Below are 20,058 nucleotides of genomic sequence, written 5' to 3' on the forward strand. Positions count from 1 at the left end.
TCCGGCACCTGCCCCGGGCAGTGCGTCAGTCCTCGCCGCGGAGCCGGTCCATCTCGCGGCGGTCCTTCTTGGTGGGCCGGCCTGTGCCGCGGTCGCGCTGGGGCAGGCCGAGAGCCGGCAGGACCGGGCGGGGCGGGGTGTGGTCGGTGAAGCAGTGCGACGCCGCCTCGGCCCCCACGCGCTTGTTGATCAGGCCCCGGACTTCCAGGATGCGTTCCCAGCCGGGCTGGCGGACGCGGATGGTGTCGCCGGGGACCACGGTGTGCGCGGCCTTGGCATTGACGTCGTTGAGTTTCACATGCCCGGCGCGGCACGCGGCGGTGGCCGCGGATCGGGTCTTGTAGGCGCGAATGGCCCACAGCCACGCATCTATGCGCACTGCTGCCGGTGCAGATTTGGGAATGCTCATGGTGCCATCCACTCTAGCCGTGCCTTCGCGCGAAAATGACACCGTTCCCGCTTTCGGCGCCCGGGATCGCGGGGTCCGAAAGCGGGATCGGTGTCGAAAACCAAGAATTCAGTCCTGGTTGCTAAAGGCCGCGTCGAAGGAGAGTGCGGACGGGGCGAAGTTGAACTTTTTCAGCGCGGCCAGTGCTTCGGGGGCGCCCTGGAGGCGGTCCATGCCGGCGTCCTCCCATTCGACGGAGATGGGGCCGTCGTAGCTGATGGCAGTGAGGGCGCGGAAGGCTGATTCCCAGGGCACGTCGCCGCGTCCGGCGGAGACGAAGTCCCAGCCGCGGCGCGGGTCGCCCCAGGGCAGGTGGGAACCCATGACTGTGTTGCGGCCGGTCATGCGCAGCTTCGTGTCCTTGCAGTCCACGTGGTAGATCCGGTCCTTGAAGTCCCAGATGAAGGAGACCGGGTCGATGCCCTGCCACATGAAGTGGGACGGGTCCCAGTTCAGCCCAAACGCGGGACGGTGCCCTATGGCCTCCAGGGTCCGCACGGTGGTCCAGTAGTCGTAGGCGATCTCGGAGGGGTGGACTTCGTGGGCGAAGCGGACGCCGCATTCGTCAAAGACGTCCAGGATGGGGTTCCAGCGGTCGGCGAAGTCCTGGTAGCCGGCGTCGATCACGGAGGCCGGCACGGGCGGGAACATGGCCACATACTGCCAGATCGAGGAGCCGGTGAAGCCCACCACTGTCTTCACGCCGAGCGCCTGGGCAAGTTTGGCCGTCAACTTCATTTCCTCGGCGGCACGTTGGCGCACACCCTCGGGGTCGCCGTCGCCCCATACCTTGGAGCCGACGATTCCCTGGTGGCGGAAGTCGATGGGGTCATCGCACACGGCCTGGCCCTTGAGGTGGTTGGAGATGGCCCAGACCTTTAGACCGTAGCGTTCCAGCACCGCAAGCTTGCCGGCAACGTAGCCGGGCTCGTCCCAGCGCCACGGGTCCAGATGGTCGCCGGAGCAGGCGATCTCCAACCCGTCGTAGCCCCAGCCCGAGGCCAGGCGCGCCACTTCTTCGAACGGGAGGTCGGCCCACTGGCCGGTGAACAGGGTATACGGGCGGGGCATGGCGTCAGTCCTTTGAAAGAGGGATGAGGGCAGGGATTGCCACGGTGGCGCCGCCAGCCGCGGAGGAGGCTTCGATGGCGGCCAGGACATGCTGGACGCCCATCCCCTCCTCGAACGACGGCGACGGATCGGTCCCGCTTTGGATGTTCAGCAGGAAGTCGCGGATCTGGTGCGTGAAACTGTGTTCCCAGCCAATCACATGACCCTGCGGCCACCAGCCTGAAATGTAGGGATGTTCTGGTTCGGTGACGAGAATGCGGCGAAAGCCCTGAACCTCGATGGGCTCGGTGCCGTTGAGGAAGTACAGCTCGTTGGGGTTCTCCAGGTTGAATGTTAATGATCCGGTTGTGCCATAAACCTCCACGCGGAGCGCGTTCTTCTGCCCGAGAGCCACCCGCGAGACATCCACGCTGGCCACGGCGCCGCCGGCGAGGGACAGCGTGGCCCAGGCAGCGTCGTCGACCGTTACCGGCTCAGGACCATCGGGTCCCGGCCTCTCGGTGACAAAGGTGTGCAGCCTGCCCGAGACCTCCGTGACCGTGTCGCCCAGCAGGTACTGCACCTGGTCGACGGCGTGGGAGGCGATGTCGCCCAGCGCACCCGAGCCGGCGGTTTCCTTGCGCAGGCGCCAGGTCATGGGCGACTCTTCGTCCGCCAGCCAGTCCTGCAGGTACGACGCGCGGACCTGCCGGATGGTGCCGAGGCGCCCGTCCGCTATCAGCCGGCGGGCCAGCGTAAGGGCGGGAATGCGGCGGTAGTTGAAGCCCACCATGGAGCGCACGCCGAGGGCACGGGCGGCCTGGGCGGCGCGGACCATGGATTCGGACTCGGCGAGGGAGTTGGCCAGCGGCTTCTCCACCAGGACGTGCTTGCCCGCGGCCAGGGCCGCCGTCGCAATTTCAGCGTGCAGCCAGCCGGGGGCGCATATGTCGACAATGTCGATGTCGTCCCGGGCGATGACCTCCCGCCAGTCCGTGGCGGTTTCACTCCAGCCATACTTTTTGGCGGCCGTGGCGACGGCCTCCGCATGCCGGCCCACCAGCACCCTTTGTTCAAAGGCCGGCACATCGAAGTGGTTGGCCACGGTGCGCCAGGCATTGGAGTGTGCCTGGCCCATGAAGGCATAGCCAATCGCGGCCACACCCAGCGGGCGGGGCGTGCCCGGCTGGCGGTTCGGTATCGGGAGGGAGGTCATCGCAGGGTTCCTAGAGGGTTGCTTCGGTGGGGTCCCAGTCCGCGGGAAGCGGATCCGCGGCGGTTGCCGTGCTCTGCAGCGTCACGAACTCGCCCGTTTCAAAGGACTCGGAAATTGCCACCATGGCGTCCAGGACGTGGTAGGCCATGGAACCTTGGGCCCGGTGGGGCCGGCCGGCGCGGATGGCCCGGGCCATTTCCAGCACCCCGGAGCCGCGCGTGCTGGTGGCACCGACGGCCGGGATGATTTCCGGCTCGTCGGATCCCAGGCGGTGGAGCGTGATGTCCCCGTCGAAATTATTGGGGTCCGGGAAGGCGATGGTGGCTTCCGTGCCGGAGATTTCAACGAAGCCGGCCCGCTTGAGGGGGGACTGGAAGCTGAAGATGCTCTGGGACGATTCACCGCCGGCAAACTGGGCGATGGCACTGACGTGCGTGGGCACCGTGACGTCGAATTCCTCGCCCGCCTTGGGGCCGGAACCAATGACGCGGGTCTCCCTCGACTTGGAGCTGAGGGCCGCAACCTTGGTGATGGCCCCAAAGGACTGGACGAGCGCGGTGAGGTAGTACGGGCCGATGTCGAAAAGCGGGCCCGCTCCTTCCTGGAACAGGAACGCCGGATTCGGGTGCCAGGACTCGGGTCCGGGGGACTGCATCAGTGTCAGCGCGGTCAGGGGTGTGCCGATCGTGCCGTCGGCAATCAGGCGGAGGGCCGTTTGGAGACCGGCACCCAGGAAGGTGTCGGGGGCGCAGCCAAGGCGGAGCCCGGCGGTGTCGGCCAGTTTCAGCAGGCCCAGGCCGCTTTCACGGTCCGTGGAGAACGGCTTTTCACTCCACACATGCTTGCCGGCGTTGATCGCCTTTGTGGCCACCTCAACGTGGGCGGCGGGGATGGTCAGGTTGACCACAATCTCGACGTCGGGGTGGTTGAGGGCGTCTTCTACGCTGCCGGAGGCGGCAATGCCAAACTCGTCCGCGCGCTCGGCGGCCACCTGCTCGAACATGTCGGCCACAATGTGGACCTTCACGTCGGGGAAGCTGGTGAGGTTCCTCAGGTATTCCTTGCTGATGACGCCGGCACCAATGAGGGCTACGCCGACGGGACCCGATGCAGTGCTCATTTTTTTCCCGCCTTGAGGTAGTTGAGGCTGTCGGTGACGGCCTCAAAGATGTCTCCGGTGAAGTCGTCCAATTCCACGACGCCCACTTCCAGGGCCGAGGCTGCCGAGATGACATCCCATACCGGCACCTTGCCGGAGCCGACGGCGACCTGGTCCTTGTCGACCTTGGTCAGCGGGCCGTCCTTGATGTGGATGAAGCGGACCCGGTCGCCCAGGCGCTTGAGCAGTTCCACGGGGTCCTCGCCGCCCACTGCCGCCCAGTAGGTGTCAACTTCCAGCACGACCTCCGGGTTGAGGTTCTCGGCAAGAATCTCCAGGCCGGAGCGGCCATTGATCTGCGCTTCGAGTTCGAATTCGTGGTTGTGGTAGCCCACCCGGACGCCGTAGCCGGCACCCTTGACGGCTGCTGCGTTCAACGCGGCGGCCGTGGCCTTGATGTCTTCCTCGGTGTTCCACTGGGAGCTGTCCACATGCGGGTCAATGACTGTTTCGATGCCCAGTTTGTTGGCTGCGGCGAAGATTTCATCCTGGTCCGCGCGCAGCAGCGGCGCGTGACCGGAGGGGGCTGCAAGACCATTGGCTTTCAGTGCGGACGCCAGTTCATCCGCGGTGGCAACAAAGTTGTACGGCTCCACATTGGTGAAGCCGATGGCGGCAACCTTGGCAATGGTGCCGGCCAGGTCATCTTCCAGTGGTTTCCGCACGGTGTACAGCTGTAGTGAATACGTCATTGAGGTCTCCTGCTAGAACACGGGATGGGTGATTACTCCAAGCTAGGGGAACTTTTGACGAGCGTCAAGCAAAAGATGCGCAAGAAATCACTTTCATCGGAATTGTGACAGATAGAAGCCTGTGTGTTATTTATTGTTGATGTCGATGTCACCAGCAATGCCCAGCACAGCACCTTCCGGATTGAACGGCGGTAACCTTTCGGCAGGTGTCGGAACCTCGCGGGCCGGTGACGTTTTCCAGCTGCTGCGCGACGGCCATGCCAGGACCCGGGCCGAGCTGGCCGACATCACCGGCCTGGCCCGCTCCACCGTGGCGGCACGCCTTGACGCGCTGGCGGCCTCGGGGCTCATCGGCCCGGCAGGCGAGGCAGTCTCCTCGGGCGGGCGGCCGCCTTCGCGCTTTGCCTTCCTGCCCACCACGCGCGTGATCCTGGCGGTCGACGTCGGCGCCACGCACGTGCTGATCGGGCTCACGGACCTCAGTGGCAAGGTGCTCAGCGAACTGCGCGAATCCATTGACATTTCCACAGGGCCGGTGCCCGTGCTGGACGCCGTGCTGGGACACTGCGAACAACTGCTGGTCCAGGCCGGCCGGCACGAGCGCGAACTGGTGGGGATCGGCATCGGCCTGCCGGGTCCGGTGGAGCACTCCACGGGCAAGCCGGCCAGCCCGCCCATCATGCCCGGCTGGGACGGCTTTGACGTGCCCGCCTATGTCCAGCGGCGTTTCGCCACCAACGTGCTCGTGGACAACGACGTGAACATCATGGCGCTGGGGGAGCGGGCCGTGTACTGGCCAGATGACGAGAACCTGCTGTTCATCAAGGTGGCCACGGGCATTGGCGCCGGCATCATCAGCGGCGGCCTGCTCCAGCGCGGCGCGGACGGCACCGCCGGGGACATCGGCCACGTCCGGGTTCCCCGCGGCGGCGACGTGCTGTGCCGGTGCGGGAACTACGGCTGCCTGGAAGCGATGGCGTCGGGACCCGCCGTGGCGGCCGCACTGGCTGCCGGCGGCGTCCCGGCATCAACCGGCGAAGACGTGCTGGAGCTGGCGCGTCGCGGCAACCTCGCCGCCATTGCGGCCATGCGCCAGGCCGGCCGGGACGTGGGCGACGTACTGGCCGCTTGCGTGAATTTGCTCAACCCGTCCGTCATTGTCATCGGCGGCGGGCTCTCCTCCGCCGGCGAATATCTGCTGGCAGGCGTCCGGGAGATTGTCTACCAGCGCTCCCTGCCGCTGGCCACGGCGCGGCTGAGGATCGTCCAGTCCATGGCGGCCGACCATGCCGGTGTCCTGGGGGCCGGGCGCATGGTGATCGACCACGTGCTGGCCCCGTCCGGCGTCGAGCGCCTGGTGGCGGAGCACCAGCAGCCGTGACCAGTCCGGGGGGAGGGGCGGCTGGCAAGGTGACCATCGCCGGCCTTGCCGACCGTCTCGGCATGTCCAAGGCATCCGTCTCCTACGCGCTGAACGGCCAGCCGGGGGTCAGTGAGCCCACCCGCGCCCGCGTCCTGGCCCTCGCCGCCGAGCTTGGCTGGTACGCCAGCTCCAGCGCCCGCGCGTTGTCGCAATCGCGCAGCGACGCCGTGGGAATCGTGCTGGGCCGCTCCCCGGAAGAGGTGGGCTCGGAGTCTTTTTACATGAACGTGCTGGCCGGTATTGAGTCCGAGCTGAGCGACCACGACATGAACCTGATGCTGCGCATGGTCACTCCGGAGCGGACACCCGGGCCGCGCCGCGACCTTGCTGTCTACAGGCGCTGGGCCGGTGAACGGCGCGTGGACGGCGTTATCGTCTTTGACCACATTAGCGACGACCCGCGCCCGCAGGTGCTGGCCGGGCTGCGGCTGCCGCATGTCCTGGTGGGCGCCGCCGAGGACGCTGGCAGCGCCCCCTTCGGCGCCAACACCACCGTGAACCAGGGCCGTGACGCGGCCACCGTCGTGGAGGCCCTGCACCGGCTGGGCCACCGGCACATTGCCCACATCTCAGGACCGCTGGCGCTCACGCACGAGGCGGCCCGCAGCGCAGGGGTTCTGGCCCATGCCGGACGCCTCGGGATGACGGTTGTCTTCAGCGCCTCGGACTACACCGCGGACGACGGCGGCAAGGCCACCATCGCCGTCGTTGCCGGGGTGGCGCCGGGGTCCCCGGAATTTCCGACCGCCATTGTCTATGGCAATGACCTCATGGCGATTGGCGGACTCCAGTCCCTCAAGCGGCTGGGTTTTTCCGTCCCCGGCCAGGTGTCCATCCTGAGCTGGGATGATTCCATCCTGTGCAAGCTCAGCTCCCCCACGGTGGCGGCCCTGGCCAGGAACACCATGGAGCTGGGGCGCTGCTCGGCGGCCTTGCTGCTGGACACGCTGGCGGGGCACCAATCAGCTAACGTGGCCATGCCTGCAGGCGTGCTGAAGAGCCGGGAAAGCCTGGCCGAGGCTGCCTGGAAGCGCCCGTAAAGTGATAACAAAGCGGTAACAATCCAGCTTAACTGAACCGGTTCAGTTGGGATCGTCACAGTCAAGGAGTGCGGCTGAATGCTCTAAAGCTCACGTGTTGTAAGGGTTTTTTACGACGTTTTCGCATTTTAGGCCGACCGGCTGCTGGAAGATCTGTTGACAAGGCTTCAATAGCCAGAAAAACTTGTGGCAACTTTTGATTGACCTTCGCCATAAGTTCATCTAGGTTTGGTTTCACGATGAGAAACGAGTCCGCCCGAAACGCTCAATCAACAATTTTTCGGGTATCCAACGACAATGACAAGGAAGTCGCGAAAGTGAAAATTCGTACTTTTGCCGCAGCGGCGGCAATCGCAGCTCTTGCAATTACCGCCACGGGCTGTAGCGGCGGCACCAGCAATTCCGGCTCCTCGGACGGCGGCGGAAAGACCCTCACCTACTGGGCCAGCAACCAGGGCACCAGCCTTGACAACGACAAGGAGGTCCTCACCCCGCAGCTGAAGAAGTTTGAGGAACAGACCGGCATCAAGGTCAACCTTGAAGTTATTGGCTGGAACGACCTCCAGACGCGCATCCAGACGGCTGTCACCTCGGGACAGGCGCCGGATGTGCTGAACATTGGCAACACCTGGGCGGCATCGCTGCAGTCCACCGGTGCGTTCATGCCGTTTGACTCGGCAGCCTTCGACGCCATCGGCGGCAAGGACAAGTTCGTCAAGACGGCGATGGACACCGGCGGGGTTCCCGGGCAGGATCCCACCTCGGTGCCCCTGTACGGGCTGGCCTACGGACTGTATTACAACAAGGCCATGTTCAAGGACGCCGGCCTGACCCCTCCCACCAACTGGGCCGACATGGTCGCTGACGCCAAGAAGCTGACCACCGGCGGCAAGTACGGTTTCGCCCTGGCCGCAGGAAGCTACACCGAAAACGCACACTTTGCGTTCATCAACGCAGCCCAGAACGGCGCCGATCTGTTCAGCGCCGACGGCAAGCCGACCTTCACCTCGGACGGCGTCGTGGACGGCATCTCCCGCTACCTTGACCTGATGCAGGCCGACAAGGTAGTCAACGTGGGCAACGCCCAGTACGACAACGGCACTAAGGCCGTCAACGACTTCGCAGCCGGCAAGGTTGCCATGATCCTCAATCAAAACAATGCCGACAGCAGCATCGTCGCCAACGGCATGAAGAATGATGAGTACGGCGTGGTGGCCTTCCCCGCACCGGCAGGCGCCAAGGATGTGGCCAGCCACGTGGCCGGCATCAACCTGTCCATCTTCAAGAACACGAAGAACAAGGACGGCGCGCTGAAATTCGTCAAGTTCATGACGAGCCCGGAAACGCAAACCGCACTCGGCAAGCCGTTTGCGTCGCTGCCGGTACTCGCCGGTGCCAAGGCAGTATTCACCGACAATGTCGAGGAAGCCAAGACCTTCAGCGACATCTACGCCAACAAGTCCAAGCCACTGCCCCTGGTCCCTTCCGAGGACCAGTTTGAAAGCACAGTTGGCAAGGCCATGAACCAGATGTTCGCCACCATCGCCTCCGGCGGCACGGTGTCCAAGGCAGACATCAAGACCGCGCTGACCACGGCACAGCAGCAGGTTGAAGCGGCCGGCTGACCCTCTCTTCGAGCTGATGAAAGTCCGCAGGCCGGGTGCCGCACCATGCGGCACCCGGCCTGCGGCTTTCCCAACAACCATGAAAGAAAGGTGAGTGAGCGCAGTGTCTGCAACCACCGCCACAAAAAAGTCCGGACCCTCGGCCGGCCCGCCCAAGGGCAAACCCCGCAAACCGCGCCGTGCCGGCTGGTGGCTGCCCTACGCACTGCTTGCCCCCGCCATCATTTTTGAAGTTGTCATCCATGTCATTCCCATGGCGACCGGCATCTGGATGAGCTTCCTCAAGCTCACCAAGATGTTCATCTCCAACTGGGGGAACGCGCCCGTTATCGGGCTCAAGAACTATGCTGTTGCCCTTGATTTCAACTCCGCCGTCGGAGCCGGACTTCTCAAGTCCTTCCTGATCACGGTGGCCTTCACCATCCTCGTGGTGGGGATCTCCTGGGGGTTTGGCATGGCCGCCGCAGTTGCACTCCAAAAATCCTTCTTTGGCCGCGGCTTCTTCCGCACCCTGTTCCTTATTCCCTATGCGCTGCCGATGTACGCCGGCGTCATCGCCTGGAAGTTCATGCTGCAAAAGGACACGGGCGCACTCAACCACCTTCTGTACGACAACCTTGGCCTGCCGGGGGACAAGCCGTTCTGGCTCATCGGCGACAACGCCTTCTGGGCGGTTGTCATCGTGGCCATCTGGCGCCTGTGGCCGTTCGCCTTCCTCATGCTCATGGCCGGGCTCCAGTCCATCCCCAACGACGTTTACGAGGCCTCCGCGGTGGACGGTGCCAAGCCGCTGCGCCAGTGGTCGGCGATCACATTGCCCATGCTGCGCCCCGTGAACATGGTCCTGCTGCTGGTCATGTTCCTGTGGACCTTCAACGACTTCAACACCCCGTTCGTGCTGTTTGGCGGTTCCCAGCCTCCGGCGGGCGATCTGATCTCGTTCCATATTTACAATGCCTCCTTCCTGACCTGGAACTTTGGCTCCGGAGCGGCCATGTCCGTGCTGCTTCTGCTCTTCCTGCTGCTGGTCAGCGGCGTCTACCTGCTCGTCATGAACCGGAGGTCCAAGCGTGCGTGAAACAACATCGGCCAAATCCTTCCGGATCGTCGTCATCGCAGTCCTGACCGTTTTCACCGTCATCCCCGTGTACGTCATGGTGATCTCCGGCCTCAAGCCCCTCAAGGACGTCCAGGGTGCCTTCTCCTGGTGGCCAAGCACCCTGACCATCCAGCCGTACATCGACATGTGGCGGACAGTTCCACTGGCCAGCTACTTTGTGAACTCGGTGATCGTGGCCTCCGCCGCGACAGTCCTCTCGCTGATCATCGCCATCTTCGCCTCCTACGCGATTTCCCGCTACAACTTCCGCGGCCGCTCGCTGTTCTCCAACACCGTGTTGGCCACGCAGATGCTGCCGGGCGTGTTGTTCCTTCTGCCGCTGTTTTTGATCTTCGTGAACATCAACACAAACTTCGGCGTTCAGCTGGTGGGAACCCGCATCGGCCTGATCATCACCTACCTGACCTTTTCGCTGCCGTTCTCCATCTGGATGCTGGCCGGCTACTTTGACGGCATCCCGCGTGAACTGGACGAGGCCGCGAAGGTGGACGGCTGCGGGCCGATGCGCGCCCTGATCCAGGTCATCCTGCCCGCCGCCCGGCCAGGTCTGGTCGCCGTCGCCATCTACAGCTTTATGACGAGTTGGGGCGAGGTCCTGTTCGCCTCCGTCATGACCACCGACGCCAACCGGACCCTGGCCGTGGGCCTGCAGCTTTATTCGACGCAGACCAACGTGTACTGGAACCAGATCATGGCTGCCTCCGTGGTGGTAAGTATCCCGATCGTCATCGGCTTCCTGCTCCTGCAAAAGAACTTCGTGGCAGGCCTGACCGCGGGCGCCGTCAAGTAGCCTCCCCTTGGGGTGGAGCCGGCTGCCCGCCCCGGCGGTGGAGTTTTCCAGTCCCGGACGACGGCGGCACCTGGGTGAGTCTTGCCGCTCATCCAGATGCCACCGTCGTACTTTTTCAGACTCACTTGCGCCGCCGGTGCAGCACCAGTGGTTTCAGGCACCGGCACCCGCAAGAGCTGCACCGCCGATCCAGGTTTCGACAGACTCAAGCAACGAACAGAACGGAATGTCCGGCATGAAGCGCAATTTTGGCATGGTCGGCGCACCAGGAGCGAAGCAGAACTGGCTTGGCGCAAATTTCTGGTCGCGCACCGGCGGACCGCTGATGTGGCGCAACTATGACCCCGCCGTGGTCCGCGAGGAACTCGACGTGCTGGCACGGCACGGACTGAACATGACACGGTCGTTCTACTATTGGCCGGACTTCCAGCCCGAACCCGATGTGATCAGCGAGGATGCCTGCGCACACTTTGCAGATTTCCTGGACGCCCACGAGGCGGCGGGCATGACCACGATTCCCACCTTCATTGTGGGGCACATGTCGGGGGAGAATTGGGATCCGGCGTGGCGGGCCGGGCGGAACCTGTACACGGACGTGTGGTTTGTGAACCGGCAGGCCTGGTACGTCAAGCAGCTCGTGACCCGCTTCACCGGCCACCCCGCCATCGCCGGCTGGCTCATCACCAACGAGGTCCCCATCTACGGCGGGGAGGCGTCCCGGGACCAGGTTGCGGCGTGGTCCGAGTTGATGGTCAACGCCGTGCGCGCCGGCGGCGGAACCCAGCCGGTGTCCATCGGCGACGGCGCGTGGGGCCTGGAGACCACCGGGCACGACAACGGGTTTTCCCTCATGGACCTGGCACCGTTCACGGATTTTGTGGGCCCGCATGTGTACCGGATGGAAAGCGACGTCATCCGCCAGCACCTGAAGGCGGCGTTCGTGTGCGAGATGTCGGCCATGACCGGCCAGCCGGTGGTGATGGAGGAATTTGGGCTCTCCAGCGACTTCGTCTCCGACGAGAACGCCGGCCACTACTACCGCCAGCTGCTGCACCACACGCTGTTGGCCGGCGCCACGGGCTGGATCGCCTGGAACAACACTGACTACGACGCCATCATGGGCCAGCGCCCCTACAGCCACCACCCGTTCGAACTGCACTTTGGCATCACGGACGCCGCCGGCGCGCCAAAGCCGGCCCTGCGGGAGCTGGCCTCCTTTGCCCGAACCCTGGAGGCTGTCGATCTGGCGAACACGGCCCGGACCGAGGTGTCGGCCGCCCTGGTGCTCACCTCATACCTGGCCGCGGACTACCCGTTCACGGTGGAAGGGGAACGCAGGCTGGTGGTGCAAACCGCCGAGCAGGCCTACGTTGCAACGCACGAGGCCCACCTGCCCGTCGGCGTGGTGCGGGAGGCGGAGGACGGCGGCCTGCCGGAGGGGTATTCGCTGTACCTGCTGCCCTCGATCAAGGCGCTGGCGGGCCCGTCGTGGACGCAGCTGCCCCGGCTGGCCGCCGCCGGTGCCACCATCTACGCCTCATATTGCGTGGGGGAGACCGGGGCGCAGCGCGGCCCCTGGTGGATCAACACGGAGGAAATCTTCGGTGTGCGCCGGGAATTGGTCTACGGGTTGAACAACCCGATCGACGACGACGTGGTGGAACTGACTTTCACGGCCGATTTCGGCACCCTGCGGACCGGCGAGGTGTTGCGGTTTGCGGCGGCCGGCAATGAGCACGCGCGCGCGTTCCTGCCCGTGACGGCCACCGACGGTACGGTTGTGGCCGTGGACGCGCACGGCAACCCGGCCATTGTCGTGAAGGAACACGGTTCCGGGCGCACGGTGCTGTGCACCTACCCGTTGGAATACATGGCGTCGGTGCAGGGACGCATCAATCCCGAGGACACCTACAAGCTCTATGGAGCACTGGCGCAGGTGGCCGGGGTGCAGGGTCCGCTCAAGCTGGGCGATCCGGTGGTCTTTGCGGATTCGCTGACGCATGCCGACGGCCGGGAGTTTGTGTTCCTGGCCAGCCAGCACGGCCAGGACGTGGATGTGCCCCTGGCCGCGGCCGTTCCCGGCTCCACCATTTCCACCCTCGACGGCGGTGCCGTCGAATTTGTGACACTGGCTCCGTACGGCGTGGCCGTGCTTGAGCTCAGGCACTGACGCGGAGAATCCGGTGGCAGTGGCAGCAGCCGGCGCCGTGAAGTAGCGCCGATGCTTTAAAAAGTCGCGGCGTGCCAAACCGTCCAGGGCGTATGAAATTTCATACGCCCTGGACGGTTTGGCACGCCGCCGTTTGGCTGCAGCGGTCCGGGCCGTGCAGCCGTCCGCTTCGCCTACCCCGGCGCTCCTTTAGGGAATTGCCCCCAGCGTGATGGTGGCGGTTGAGCTCTTGCCGCCCCTCACATAGGTGGCCTCCACGGTGTCGCCGGCTTTCCGGGCGAGGGTGACCTCCGTGAGCACCCCGGTATCCGTGGCCGGGCGGCCGTCGAGGCGCGTGACGACGTCGCCGGGCAACAGCCCCGCTGAGTCGGCCGGGCCGCCAGGTGTCACCGCCTGCAGATACAACCCGTCGTCAACGCCAAAACGGCTCGCCGCGCTGGGCGGGAGGGGAGTGGCTGTGACGCCAAAGTAGGGGTAGGCGACCTTGCCGGTGTCGATTAGCTGCCCGGCAATGCGCATCGCCAGGTTGACGGGCACCGCAAATCCGATGCCAACGCTGCCACCGCCCGCGGTGCCTTCCGCATTGGGCACTGTGGCAATGGCCGTATTGATGCCCACGAGCCGGCCGGCACAGTTGACCAGGGCGCCGCCGGAATTTCCGGGGTTGATGGATGCGTCAGTCTGGAGCGCGCCAACCAGGGTGGCGGTCGTGTTGTTGTCGCTGGGGACCGGCACGTTGCGGCCCAGGGCGCTGACTATGCCTGCCGTGACGGTACTGGACAGCCCCAGTGGTGCGCCGAGGGCGACCACCGGCTGCCCCACGTGAAGTGTGGAAGAGCCGCCGTGCGCGATGAACGGCAGCTGCTTGGGATCGCTCACCTTGAGCACGGCCAGGTCAGACTGGGGGTCGCGGCCCACCAATATCGTCTCTGTCCCGTGGCCGTCGCTGAACACGACCGTGATGGTGCCGCCGTCGGCGGCGGCCGAGATGACGTGGTTGTTTGTTAGGATGTGTCCGTCGGCTCGAATGATCTCGCCGCTGCCGACACCGTTCGCGGCCCCGTTCTTGATGGACACCGTCACAATGGTGGGCAGTACCTGACTGGCGACTTGAACGGCGTCGCAGCTTCCGCCGTAAGCTGCGACGGGGCGCGCCCATGAGTGGCCGGCCAACCCACCTGCGAAGCCCGCCAGGACGATCAACACTGCTGCGGCCGCGATCATCCACGCGATCCGGTGCCGTAGGAACCAAGCAGTGGGGACACGTGGGGGCATGAGCGTACTCCCGTCAGGAAAACCGCACTACGGTGTGGTTCCCAATGCTGCGACACGGGGCGGCGTGCTGCCCTTCGACCCAATAAAACTGTGGGTCGGGAACCGCGTGAAATGCGCCAAAATCAACGATTTTGATGCATTTTCCGACTCCCAGTGAGGGAGACTAGATTGCACAGCCGTCCGGGCCGCAAACCTCGGCGCCCTCGGAATCAGCTGCGGCCACCATGGTGAGCGGGTTCGCTTCCTGCCACGCCTCGTCGAGGGCCTGGCCAAACAATTCGGCGGGCTGGGCGCCGGAGATTCCGTACTTCCTGTCAATGACGAAGAACGGGACGCCGGTGACGCCGATCGCGCGGGCCTCGGCAAAGTCATTGCGGACCTCATCGGCGTATTTGTCAGTGTTCAGGGCATCGTTGATTTCGGCGGCGTCGAGGCCGGCCGAGGTGCCGGTGCGAACCAGGAATTCGCGGCTGCCGATGTCTTCGCCGTGCTCAAAGTGGGCCGACAGCAGGGCTTCCTTGACCGCGTCGGCCTTCCCATGGGCGGCGGCCAGGTGGAGCAGCTGGTGGGCGTTGAAGCTGTTGGCAACCACCATGTCGTCGAACTTGTAGTGCAGGCCCTCGCCCGCAGCTTGCTCGGTGACGTGGGCCAACATGCCCTTTACCTGTGCGGGGTCCATGCCCTTGCGCTCGGCCAGGTAGCTGATCTCGGTGCCGTCATAGTGTTCCGGGAGCGTGGGGTCCAGCTGGTAGCTGCGCCACTGCACCTCCACGGAATCCTTGTGCGGGAAGGCGTTCAGCGCGGTTTCAAAGCGGCGCTTGCCGATGTAGCACCAAGGGCAGGCGACGTCGGACCAAATCTCAATCTTCATACTTGCGCCAACGGGGAACGGATGGCAGTTATTCCGGGGACAAGTACGACGGCGGTTGGCGGGGTTTCGTGGGAAACCTGCCAACCGCCGTCGTACTTTTTCGTGGTGAAAGCTAAGGCTGGCCCGCCGGGACCCGGATTTCGGGCCTGCAGTGGCGACGCGTCCGGCGGAACCAGCCAAACTTGTGCCTGTTTCAGGCGGCGGCGAGCTGGGCGGTCCTTGCGGGTTCGCGCTCAGGGGTCTCGTCCAGGTAGTTCGAGTAGGCGGACAGGGTCAGGAAGGTGGGGAACTCCTCGCCGAGGGCCACGGCCTCGAAGATTTCCAGGGCGTCCTCGAAGCGATCCGCGTCGAAGCGGGGCATCTTGGCAAATTCCTCCTCCAGCATCTCCGTTACCCAGTCGAAGGTGATGAGTTCGCCCGTATCGGTGATGGCCTGGCTGTGGATCCACTGCCAGATCTGCGAGCGGGAGATTTCCGCGGTGGCGGCGTCCTCCATGAGGTTGTTCAGGGCAACGGCGCCATGGCCGCGCAGCCAGGACTCGATGTACTGGATGCCCACCCAGATGTTGTCCCGGATGCCCTGCTCGGTGATGGTGCCCTTGGTGCCGGCAACGTCCAGCAGTGCGCGGTCGTCCAGTTCCACGTCCTCGCGCAGGCGGCTGATCTGGTTCGGGTTCCAGCCCAGGACGTCGTCAAAGACCTCCATGGCCACGGGGACCAGGTCCGGGTGGGCCACCCAGGAGCCGTCAAAGCCGTCGTTGGCCTCGCGGGTCTTGTCCGCGCGGACCTTTTCCATGGCGTTGGCATTGGCTTCCGGGTCGCGGCGGTTGGGCACAAAGGCGGCCATGCCCCCAATGGCCATGGCGCCGCGGCGGTGGCAGGCACGGACCAGCTGTTCGGTATAGGCGCGCATGAACGGTGCGGTCATGGTGATCTGGTTGCGGTCCGGGAGCACAAAGCGTGGGCCCCGGGTGCGGAAGTTCTTGATGACCGAGAACAGGTAGTCCCAGCGGCCGGCGTTCAGGCCGGCGGCGTGGTCGCGGAGTTCGTAGAGGATTTCCTCCATCTCAAAGGCCGCGGTGATGGTCTCGATCAGGACGGTGGCGCGGATGGTGCCCTGCGGGATGCCCAGCAAATCCTGGGCCTGGACGAAGATGTCGTTCCACAGCCGTGCCTCGAGGTGGTTTTCAATCTTCGGCAGGTAAAAGTACGGCCCCTTGCCCTGGGCGATCAGCCGGCGGGCGTTGTGGAAGAAGAACAGGCCGAAGTCGACGATCCCGCCGGCCATCGGCTTGCCGTTGATGAGCAGGTGCTTTTCCGGCAGATGCCAGCCGCGCGGGCGGACCACGATGGTGGGCAGTTCCTCCGCAGGCGCCAGCCGGTATTCCTTGCCCTCGGGGCTGGTGAAGTTGATGCGGCGTTCCAGCGCATCGATCAAGTTGACCTGGCCGCGGATCACGTTGCCCCATGTCGGCGTGGAGGAGTCCTCCATGTCCGCCAGCCAAACCTTGGCGCCGGAGTTCAGGGCATTGATGGTCATCTTTGCATCCACGGGCCCGGTGATCTCCACGCGGCGGTCCTCCAGTCCGGGGGCCGGCGGTGCCACCCGCCAGCGGGGATCCTCGCGAATGCCGGAGGTCTCACGCAGGTAGCGTGGGTCGGTGCCGCTGAGGATCTGGCGCCGCCGCGTCTGGCGGGCCTGCAGCAGCTCCTGGCGGCGCGCCGTCGTCGAACGGTTAAGTGCGGCAATGAAGTCCAGGGCCTCGGAGGTCAGGATCTCGTCCTGGCGGTGGATGGGCGGTGCGGTCAAGGTGATGCCGTTGAACGTGAATCCGTTCAGGCTGTTCGTTGAGTTCATGGGGTTGCTCCAAGTCTGGTTCATCTGTGTTGCAGTTGTTGGACGAAAATCCACCGTTTCCGGGCAAATCGGTCCAACAGCTGCAACACAGATGTGAAAGAGGTTAGTGGAACTGCTGGGCTTCGGTGGAGCCGGCCAGTGCGAGGGTGCCGCTGTTCGGGTTCAGCGCTGTCGCCACCAGGTCGAAGTAGCCTGTGCCCACTTCGCGCTGGTGCTTGGTTGCGGTGTAGCCGCGGTCTTCGGAGCCGAATTCGCGCTCCTGGAGTTCGACGTAGGCACTCATGCCGTTGCGGGCGTAGCCGTGGGCGAGGTCAAACATCGAGTAGTTCAGGGCGTGGAAGCCAGCCAGGGTGATGAACTGGAACTTGAAGCCCATGGCGCCGAGCTCGCGTTGGAACTTGGCAATGGTGGCGTCGTCCAGGTGCTTTTTCCAGTTGAACGACGGTGAACAGTTGTAGGCGAGCATCTGGTCGGGGAACTGGGCGTGGACGGCGTCGGCAAATTTCTTGGCCAGGGCCAGGTCCGGGGTGCCGGTCTCCATCCAGATGAGGTCGGCATAGGGTGCATAGGCCAGGGCCCGGGCAATGCACGGCTCGATCCCGTTGCGCACATTGTAGAAACCCTCCGCGGTGCGCTCGCCGGTGAGGAACGGCTGATCGCGCTCGTCGACGTCGGAGGTGATCAGCGTGGCTGCCTCTGCATCGGTGCGGGCAACAATAACGGATGGGACGCCGGCGACGTCGGCCGCGAGGCGTGCTGCGTTAAGCGTGCGGACATGTTGGGCCGTGGGGATGAGGACCTTGCCGCCCAGGTGGCCGCACTTCTTCTCGCTGGCCAGCTGGTCTTCCCAGTGCACGCCTGCGGCACCGGAGTCGATCATGGACTTCATGAGCTCGTAGGCGTTCAGGGGGCCGCCAAAGCCGGCCTCGGCGTCGGCCACGATCGGCACCAGCCAGTCCTCAACGCTCTGCTTGCCTTCGGAAAACTCGATCTGGTCGGCCCGCAGGAGGGCGTTGTTGATGCGGCGGACCACCTTGGGCACCGAGTCCACGGGGTAGAGCGACTGGTCCGGGTAGGTGTTGCCGTTGGAGTTGGCGTCCGCGGCAACCTGCCAGCCGGAGAGGTAGATGGCCTTCAGTCCGGCCTTGACCTGCTGCACGGCCTGGTTGCCGGTCAGGGCGCCAAGTGCGTTGGTGTATCCCTCTGTGCCGGCGTTGCGCAGCTGGCCCCACAGCTTTTCGGAACCGCGGCGGGCCAGGGTGTGCTCCTCCTGGACACGGCCTTGGAGCTTGATGACATCGGCGGCCGGGTAGGAGCGTTCGATACCGTCCCAGCGGGGGTTGGCTTCCCACTCGAGTTGAAGGGCGGCGGCTGCCTCAGCGTTGGTCTGCTCCGGCGTCGTTGCGGGTTCAAATGCTGCACTCATGTTGGTCGCTCCCTTGCGATGGTTCCTTGTTCCTTCTTCGTGATTTCTACTATTCAGGGCTTTTCAAAGAGTTTCTAGGGTAAAATGGTGGAAAGATTTGCAATTCTTCCCGTATTATCAAGAAATGAACAATGCGGGTTGGAATCTAAGTGGCGCGAGCGACCGAGACGGCAAAGGGCCTGCCGGCGACGGAGAACTGGACTTGATTGCGCTGGGCCGGCGGGTGCGGCACCTGCGCAAAAAATTGGGCATGACCCTTGATGACCTCAGCGCCAAGGTGGGCGCCGCGCCGTCGCAGTTGTCCCTGATTGAAAACGGCAAGCGGGAGCCCAAGCTGACCCTGCTCCAACACCTGGCTGGGGCACTTGGCGTGGGGCTTGAACAGATGCTCGGAGCCGAGCCGCCAAGCCGGCGGGCCGCCCTGGAAATCGAGCTGGAACGGGCGCAGCGGGGACCCTTGTATCAGTCACTGGGACTGCCCGCCGTCCGCGTAAGTTCGCGGCTTTCCATGGAAATCCTGGAGTCCCTGGTGGGCCTGCAGCATGAACTGGAGCGGCGCCTGGATGAGCAGTCGGCTACACCGGAGGAGGCGCGGCGGGCCAACTCGGAATTGCGGGGCGAGATGAAGGCGCGGAATAACTATTACCCGGAGATTGAGCACCAGGCCCAGGACCTCCTGGCAGCGGTGGGCCACGACCGTGGCCCGTTGTCCCACCACGTGGCCGCCGACATTGCCGAGCACCTGGGGTTCGACCTGCATTATGTGGGGGACTTGCCGCATTCCACCCGCTCGGTGACGGATTTGAAGAATCACCGAATTTATCTCACGCACGGCCAGCGCTCCGACCATGACCCCCGGTCGGTGCTCCTGCAGGCGCTGGGGCACTACGTCCTGGGGCATGAGACGCCGCGCGACTACGCGGATTTTCTGCGGCAGCGGGTGTACACGAACTACTTTGCGGCGTCGCTGCTGATGCCCGAACGCGCCACCGTGGACTTCCTGAAGGAGGCCAAGGCCGCCAAGGAGCTGGCCATCGAGGACATTCGGGACGCGTTCGCCGTGTCCTATGAGACTGCGGCCCACCGCTTCACCAACCTGGCCACCGAACACTTGGGCATCACCACGCACTTCCAAAAGGTGCACGAATCCGGGATCATCCACAAGGCCTATGAGAACGACGGCGTGAACTTCCCCGCCGACCACACCGGAGCCATCGAGGGCCAGGCCGTCTGCCGGTTTTGGACCTCCCGCGCGGTGTTTGACGTGCCGGACAAGTTTCGTGCCTTCAACCAGTACACGGACACTGCGGTGGGAACGTTTTGGTGCACGGCCCGGACGGAGCGGCATTCCTCGGGGGAGTATTCGCTGAGCATTGGCGTGCCCTACGAGCACGTGAAGTGGTTCCGCGGCCGCGACACCACCGAGCGCTCGCAGTCCAAGTGCCCGGACCCGGACTGCTGCCGGCGCCCGCCCGCTGACTTATCGGCACAGTGGGCCGGCAATGCATGGCCCTCCACCCGCGCGAACTCGCACCTTTTGGCCGCCATGCCGCAGGGCGCGTTCCCCGGGGTGGACGAGACCGAGGTGTACAAGTTCCTGGCGGCGCACGAGGGGCGGTGACGGCATGGTAGCTCCGTGCCCGGCCCAGAATCGGATACCGCCGCCTCGGCACGGGCATGCCAGGAGCCAACGCGCGCCCATGCCCGGTGGGGAAGCCAGAAATACGATTCATGTGTGCGGTGAATTAACCAACCAGTTATTGGGTGTTGGGAAATCCACGTGGTTGTTGTCAGCGGCAACTGCCATGATTGGCTACCGTTTTCTTGGGATCCCGCGGGGCAGGAACTTCCGGGGCCACTGAAGGCGATTCCCGTTCGTGGGCAACTCCACGTTG

16 protein-coding genes are annotated in these 20,058 nt (G+C 64.7%); 7 read left to right on the forward strand and 9 right to left on the reverse strand.

Annotated elements, in window-relative coordinates; all coding sequences use genetic code 11:
- Window positions 1-25: 25 nt before the first annotated feature.
- From CVV68_RS00510 to CVV68_RS00530, 5 genes are all read right to left on the reverse strand, one after another.
- Entirely contained in the window at window positions 26-409 is a 384-nt protein-coding gene (locus CVV68_RS00510; protein WP_110499331.1) for an RNA-binding S4 domain-containing protein, read from the reverse strand.
- 108 nt (window positions 410-517) lie between these two features.
- A complete protein-coding gene (locus tag CVV68_RS00515) occupies window positions 518-1,519 on the reverse strand; it encodes a sugar phosphate isomerase/epimerase family protein (RefSeq protein ID WP_110499054.1) in 1,002 nt (333 codons plus the stop codon).
- A 4-nt stretch (window positions 1,520-1,523) separates the two neighbouring features.
- Complete coding sequence (locus CVV68_RS00520) at window positions 1,524-2,714, reverse strand: Gfo/Idh/MocA family protein (protein ID WP_110499055.1); 1,191 nt, start codon at window positions 2,712-2,714, stop codon at window positions 1,524-1,526.
- Between the two features lie 10 nt (window positions 2,715-2,724).
- Window positions 2,725-3,834: a Gfo/Idh/MocA family protein gene (locus tag CVV68_RS00525; RefSeq protein ID WP_110499056.1), complete on the reverse strand. Its 1,110-nt coding sequence runs from the start codon at window positions 3,832-3,834 to the stop codon at window positions 2,725-2,727.
- Window positions 3,831-4,565: a sugar phosphate isomerase/epimerase family protein gene (locus tag CVV68_RS00530; RefSeq protein ID WP_110499057.1), complete on the reverse strand. Its 735-nt coding sequence runs from the start codon at window positions 4,563-4,565 to the stop codon at window positions 3,831-3,833. Before CVV68_RS00530 ends, CVV68_RS00525 begins: the two co-directional genes overlap by 4 nt.
- A 157-nt stretch (window positions 4,566-4,722) precedes the next feature.
- On the opposite strand from CVV68_RS00530, the gene CVV68_RS00535 reads away from it, so the two are divergent.
- From CVV68_RS00535 to CVV68_RS00560, 6 genes are all read left to right on the forward strand, one after another.
- Window positions 4,723-5,946, forward strand: a complete 1,224-nt coding sequence (locus tag CVV68_RS00535; RefSeq protein WP_245933250.1) for an ROK family transcriptional regulator — start codon at window positions 4,723-4,725, stop codon at window positions 5,944-5,946.
- Entirely contained in the window at window positions 5,943-7,028 is a 1,086-nt protein-coding gene (locus CVV68_RS00540) for a LacI family DNA-binding transcriptional regulator (RefSeq protein ID WP_146238783.1), read from the forward strand. The genes CVV68_RS00535 and CVV68_RS00540 overlap by 4 nt, the downstream gene beginning before the upstream one ends.
- A gap of 317 nt (window positions 7,029-7,345) precedes the next feature.
- Entirely contained in the window at window positions 7,346-8,653 is a 1,308-nt protein-coding gene (locus CVV68_RS00545; protein WP_110499060.1) for an ABC transporter substrate-binding protein, read from the forward strand.
- A 103-nt stretch (window positions 8,654-8,756) separates the two neighbouring features.
- Window positions 8,757-9,731, forward strand: a complete 975-nt coding sequence (locus CVV68_RS00550; RefSeq protein ID WP_211320673.1) for a carbohydrate ABC transporter permease — start codon at window positions 8,757-8,759, stop codon at window positions 9,729-9,731.
- Entirely contained in the window at window positions 9,724-10,563 is an 840-nt protein-coding gene (locus tag CVV68_RS00555; RefSeq protein WP_110499062.1) for a carbohydrate ABC transporter permease, read from the forward strand. The genes CVV68_RS00550 and CVV68_RS00555 overlap by 8 nt, the downstream gene beginning before the upstream one ends.
- 235 nt (window positions 10,564-10,798) lie before the next feature.
- Window positions 10,799-12,733, forward strand: a complete 1,935-nt coding sequence (locus CVV68_RS00560; protein WP_110499063.1) for a glycoside hydrolase 5 family protein — start codon at window positions 10,799-10,801, stop codon at window positions 12,731-12,733.
- A 189-nt stretch (window positions 12,734-12,922) separates the two neighbouring features.
- Here the strand turns inward: CVV68_RS00560 and CVV68_RS00565 are convergent, their stop codons facing one another.
- From CVV68_RS00565 to aceA, 4 genes are all read right to left on the reverse strand, one after another.
- Window positions 12,923-14,008 carry a S1C family serine protease gene (locus tag CVV68_RS00565; RefSeq protein ID WP_110499064.1) on the reverse strand — a complete coding sequence of 362 codons (1,086 nt, stop codon included), beginning with the start codon at window positions 14,006-14,008 and terminating at the stop codon, window positions 12,923-12,925.
- Window positions 14,009-14,171: 163 nt separating this feature from the next.
- Window positions 14,172-14,879 carry a DsbA family oxidoreductase gene (locus CVV68_RS00570; protein WP_110499065.1) on the reverse strand — a complete coding sequence of 236 codons (708 nt, stop codon included), beginning with the start codon at window positions 14,877-14,879 and terminating at the stop codon, window positions 14,172-14,174.
- Window positions 14,880-15,072: 193 nt separating this feature from the next.
- Window positions 15,073-16,737 (reverse strand): malate synthase A, encoded by a 1,665-nt coding sequence (gene aceB, locus CVV68_RS00575; RefSeq protein WP_110499066.1) that lies wholly within the window; start codon window positions 16,735-16,737, stop codon window positions 15,073-15,075.
- Window positions 16,738-16,840: 103 nt separating this feature from the next.
- Window positions 16,841-18,163 (reverse strand): isocitrate lyase, encoded by a 1,323-nt coding sequence (aceA, locus tag CVV68_RS00580; RefSeq protein ID WP_110499067.1) that lies wholly within the window; start codon window positions 18,161-18,163, stop codon window positions 16,841-16,843.
- A 97-nt stretch (window positions 18,164-18,260) separates the two neighbouring features.
- On the opposite strand from aceA, the gene CVV68_RS00585 reads away from it, so the two are divergent.
- Window positions 18,261-19,784 carry a helix-turn-helix transcriptional regulator gene (locus tag CVV68_RS00585; RefSeq protein ID WP_110499068.1) on the forward strand — a complete coding sequence of 508 codons (1,524 nt, stop codon included), beginning with the start codon at window positions 18,261-18,263 and terminating at the stop codon, window positions 19,782-19,784.
- The last annotated feature ends 274 nt before the right edge of the window (window positions 19,785-20,058 follow it).

The sequence above is a fragment of the Arthrobacter livingstonensis genome, assembly GCF_003219815.1.
Classification (GTDB): Bacteria; Actinomycetota; Actinomycetes; order Actinomycetales; family Micrococcaceae; genus Specibacter; species Specibacter livingstonensis.

What these genes read in the sequence shown, in the direction of transcription:
- CVV68_RS00510 (WP_110499331.1), bottom strand. Translation starts at nt 409, where the DNA reads ATGAGCATTCCCAAATCTGCACCGGCAGCAGTGCGCATAGATGCGTGG.
- CVV68_RS00515 (WP_110499054.1), bottom strand. Translation starts at nt 1,519, where the DNA reads ATGCCCCGCCCGTATACCCTGTTCACCGGCCAGTGGGCCGACCTCCCG.
- CVV68_RS00520 (WP_110499055.1), bottom strand. Translation starts at nt 2,714, where the DNA reads ATGACCTCCCTCCCGATACCGAACCGCCAGCCGGGCACGCCCCGCCCG.
- CVV68_RS00525 (WP_110499056.1), bottom strand. Translation starts at nt 3,834, where the DNA reads ATGAGCACTGCATCGGGTCCCGTCGGCGTAGCCCTCATTGGTGCCGGC.
- CVV68_RS00530 (WP_110499057.1), bottom strand. Translation starts at nt 4,565, where the DNA reads ATGACGTATTCACTACAGCTGTACACCGTGCGGAAACCACTGGAAGAT.
- CVV68_RS00535 (WP_245933250.1), top strand. Translation starts at nt 4,723, where the DNA reads ATGCCCAGCACAGCACCTTCCGGATTGAACGGCGGTAACCTTTCGGCA.
- CVV68_RS00560 (WP_110499063.1), top strand. Translation starts at nt 10,799, where the DNA reads ATGAAGCGCAATTTTGGCATGGTCGGCGCACCAGGAGCGAAGCAGAAC.
- CVV68_RS00565 (WP_110499064.1), bottom strand. Translation starts at nt 14,008, where the DNA reads ATGCCCCCACGTGTCCCCACTGCTTGGTTCCTACGGCACCGGATCGCG.
- CVV68_RS00570 (WP_110499065.1), bottom strand. Translation starts at nt 14,879, where the DNA reads ATGAAGATTGAGATTTGGTCCGACGTCGCCTGCCCTTGGTGCTACATC.
- aceB (WP_110499066.1), bottom strand. Translation starts at nt 16,737, where the DNA reads ATGAACTCAACGAACAGCCTGAACGGATTCACGTTCAACGGCATCACC.
- aceA (WP_110499067.1), bottom strand. Translation starts at nt 18,163, where the DNA reads ATGAGTGCAGCATTTGAACCCGCAACGACGCCGGAGCAGACCAACGCT.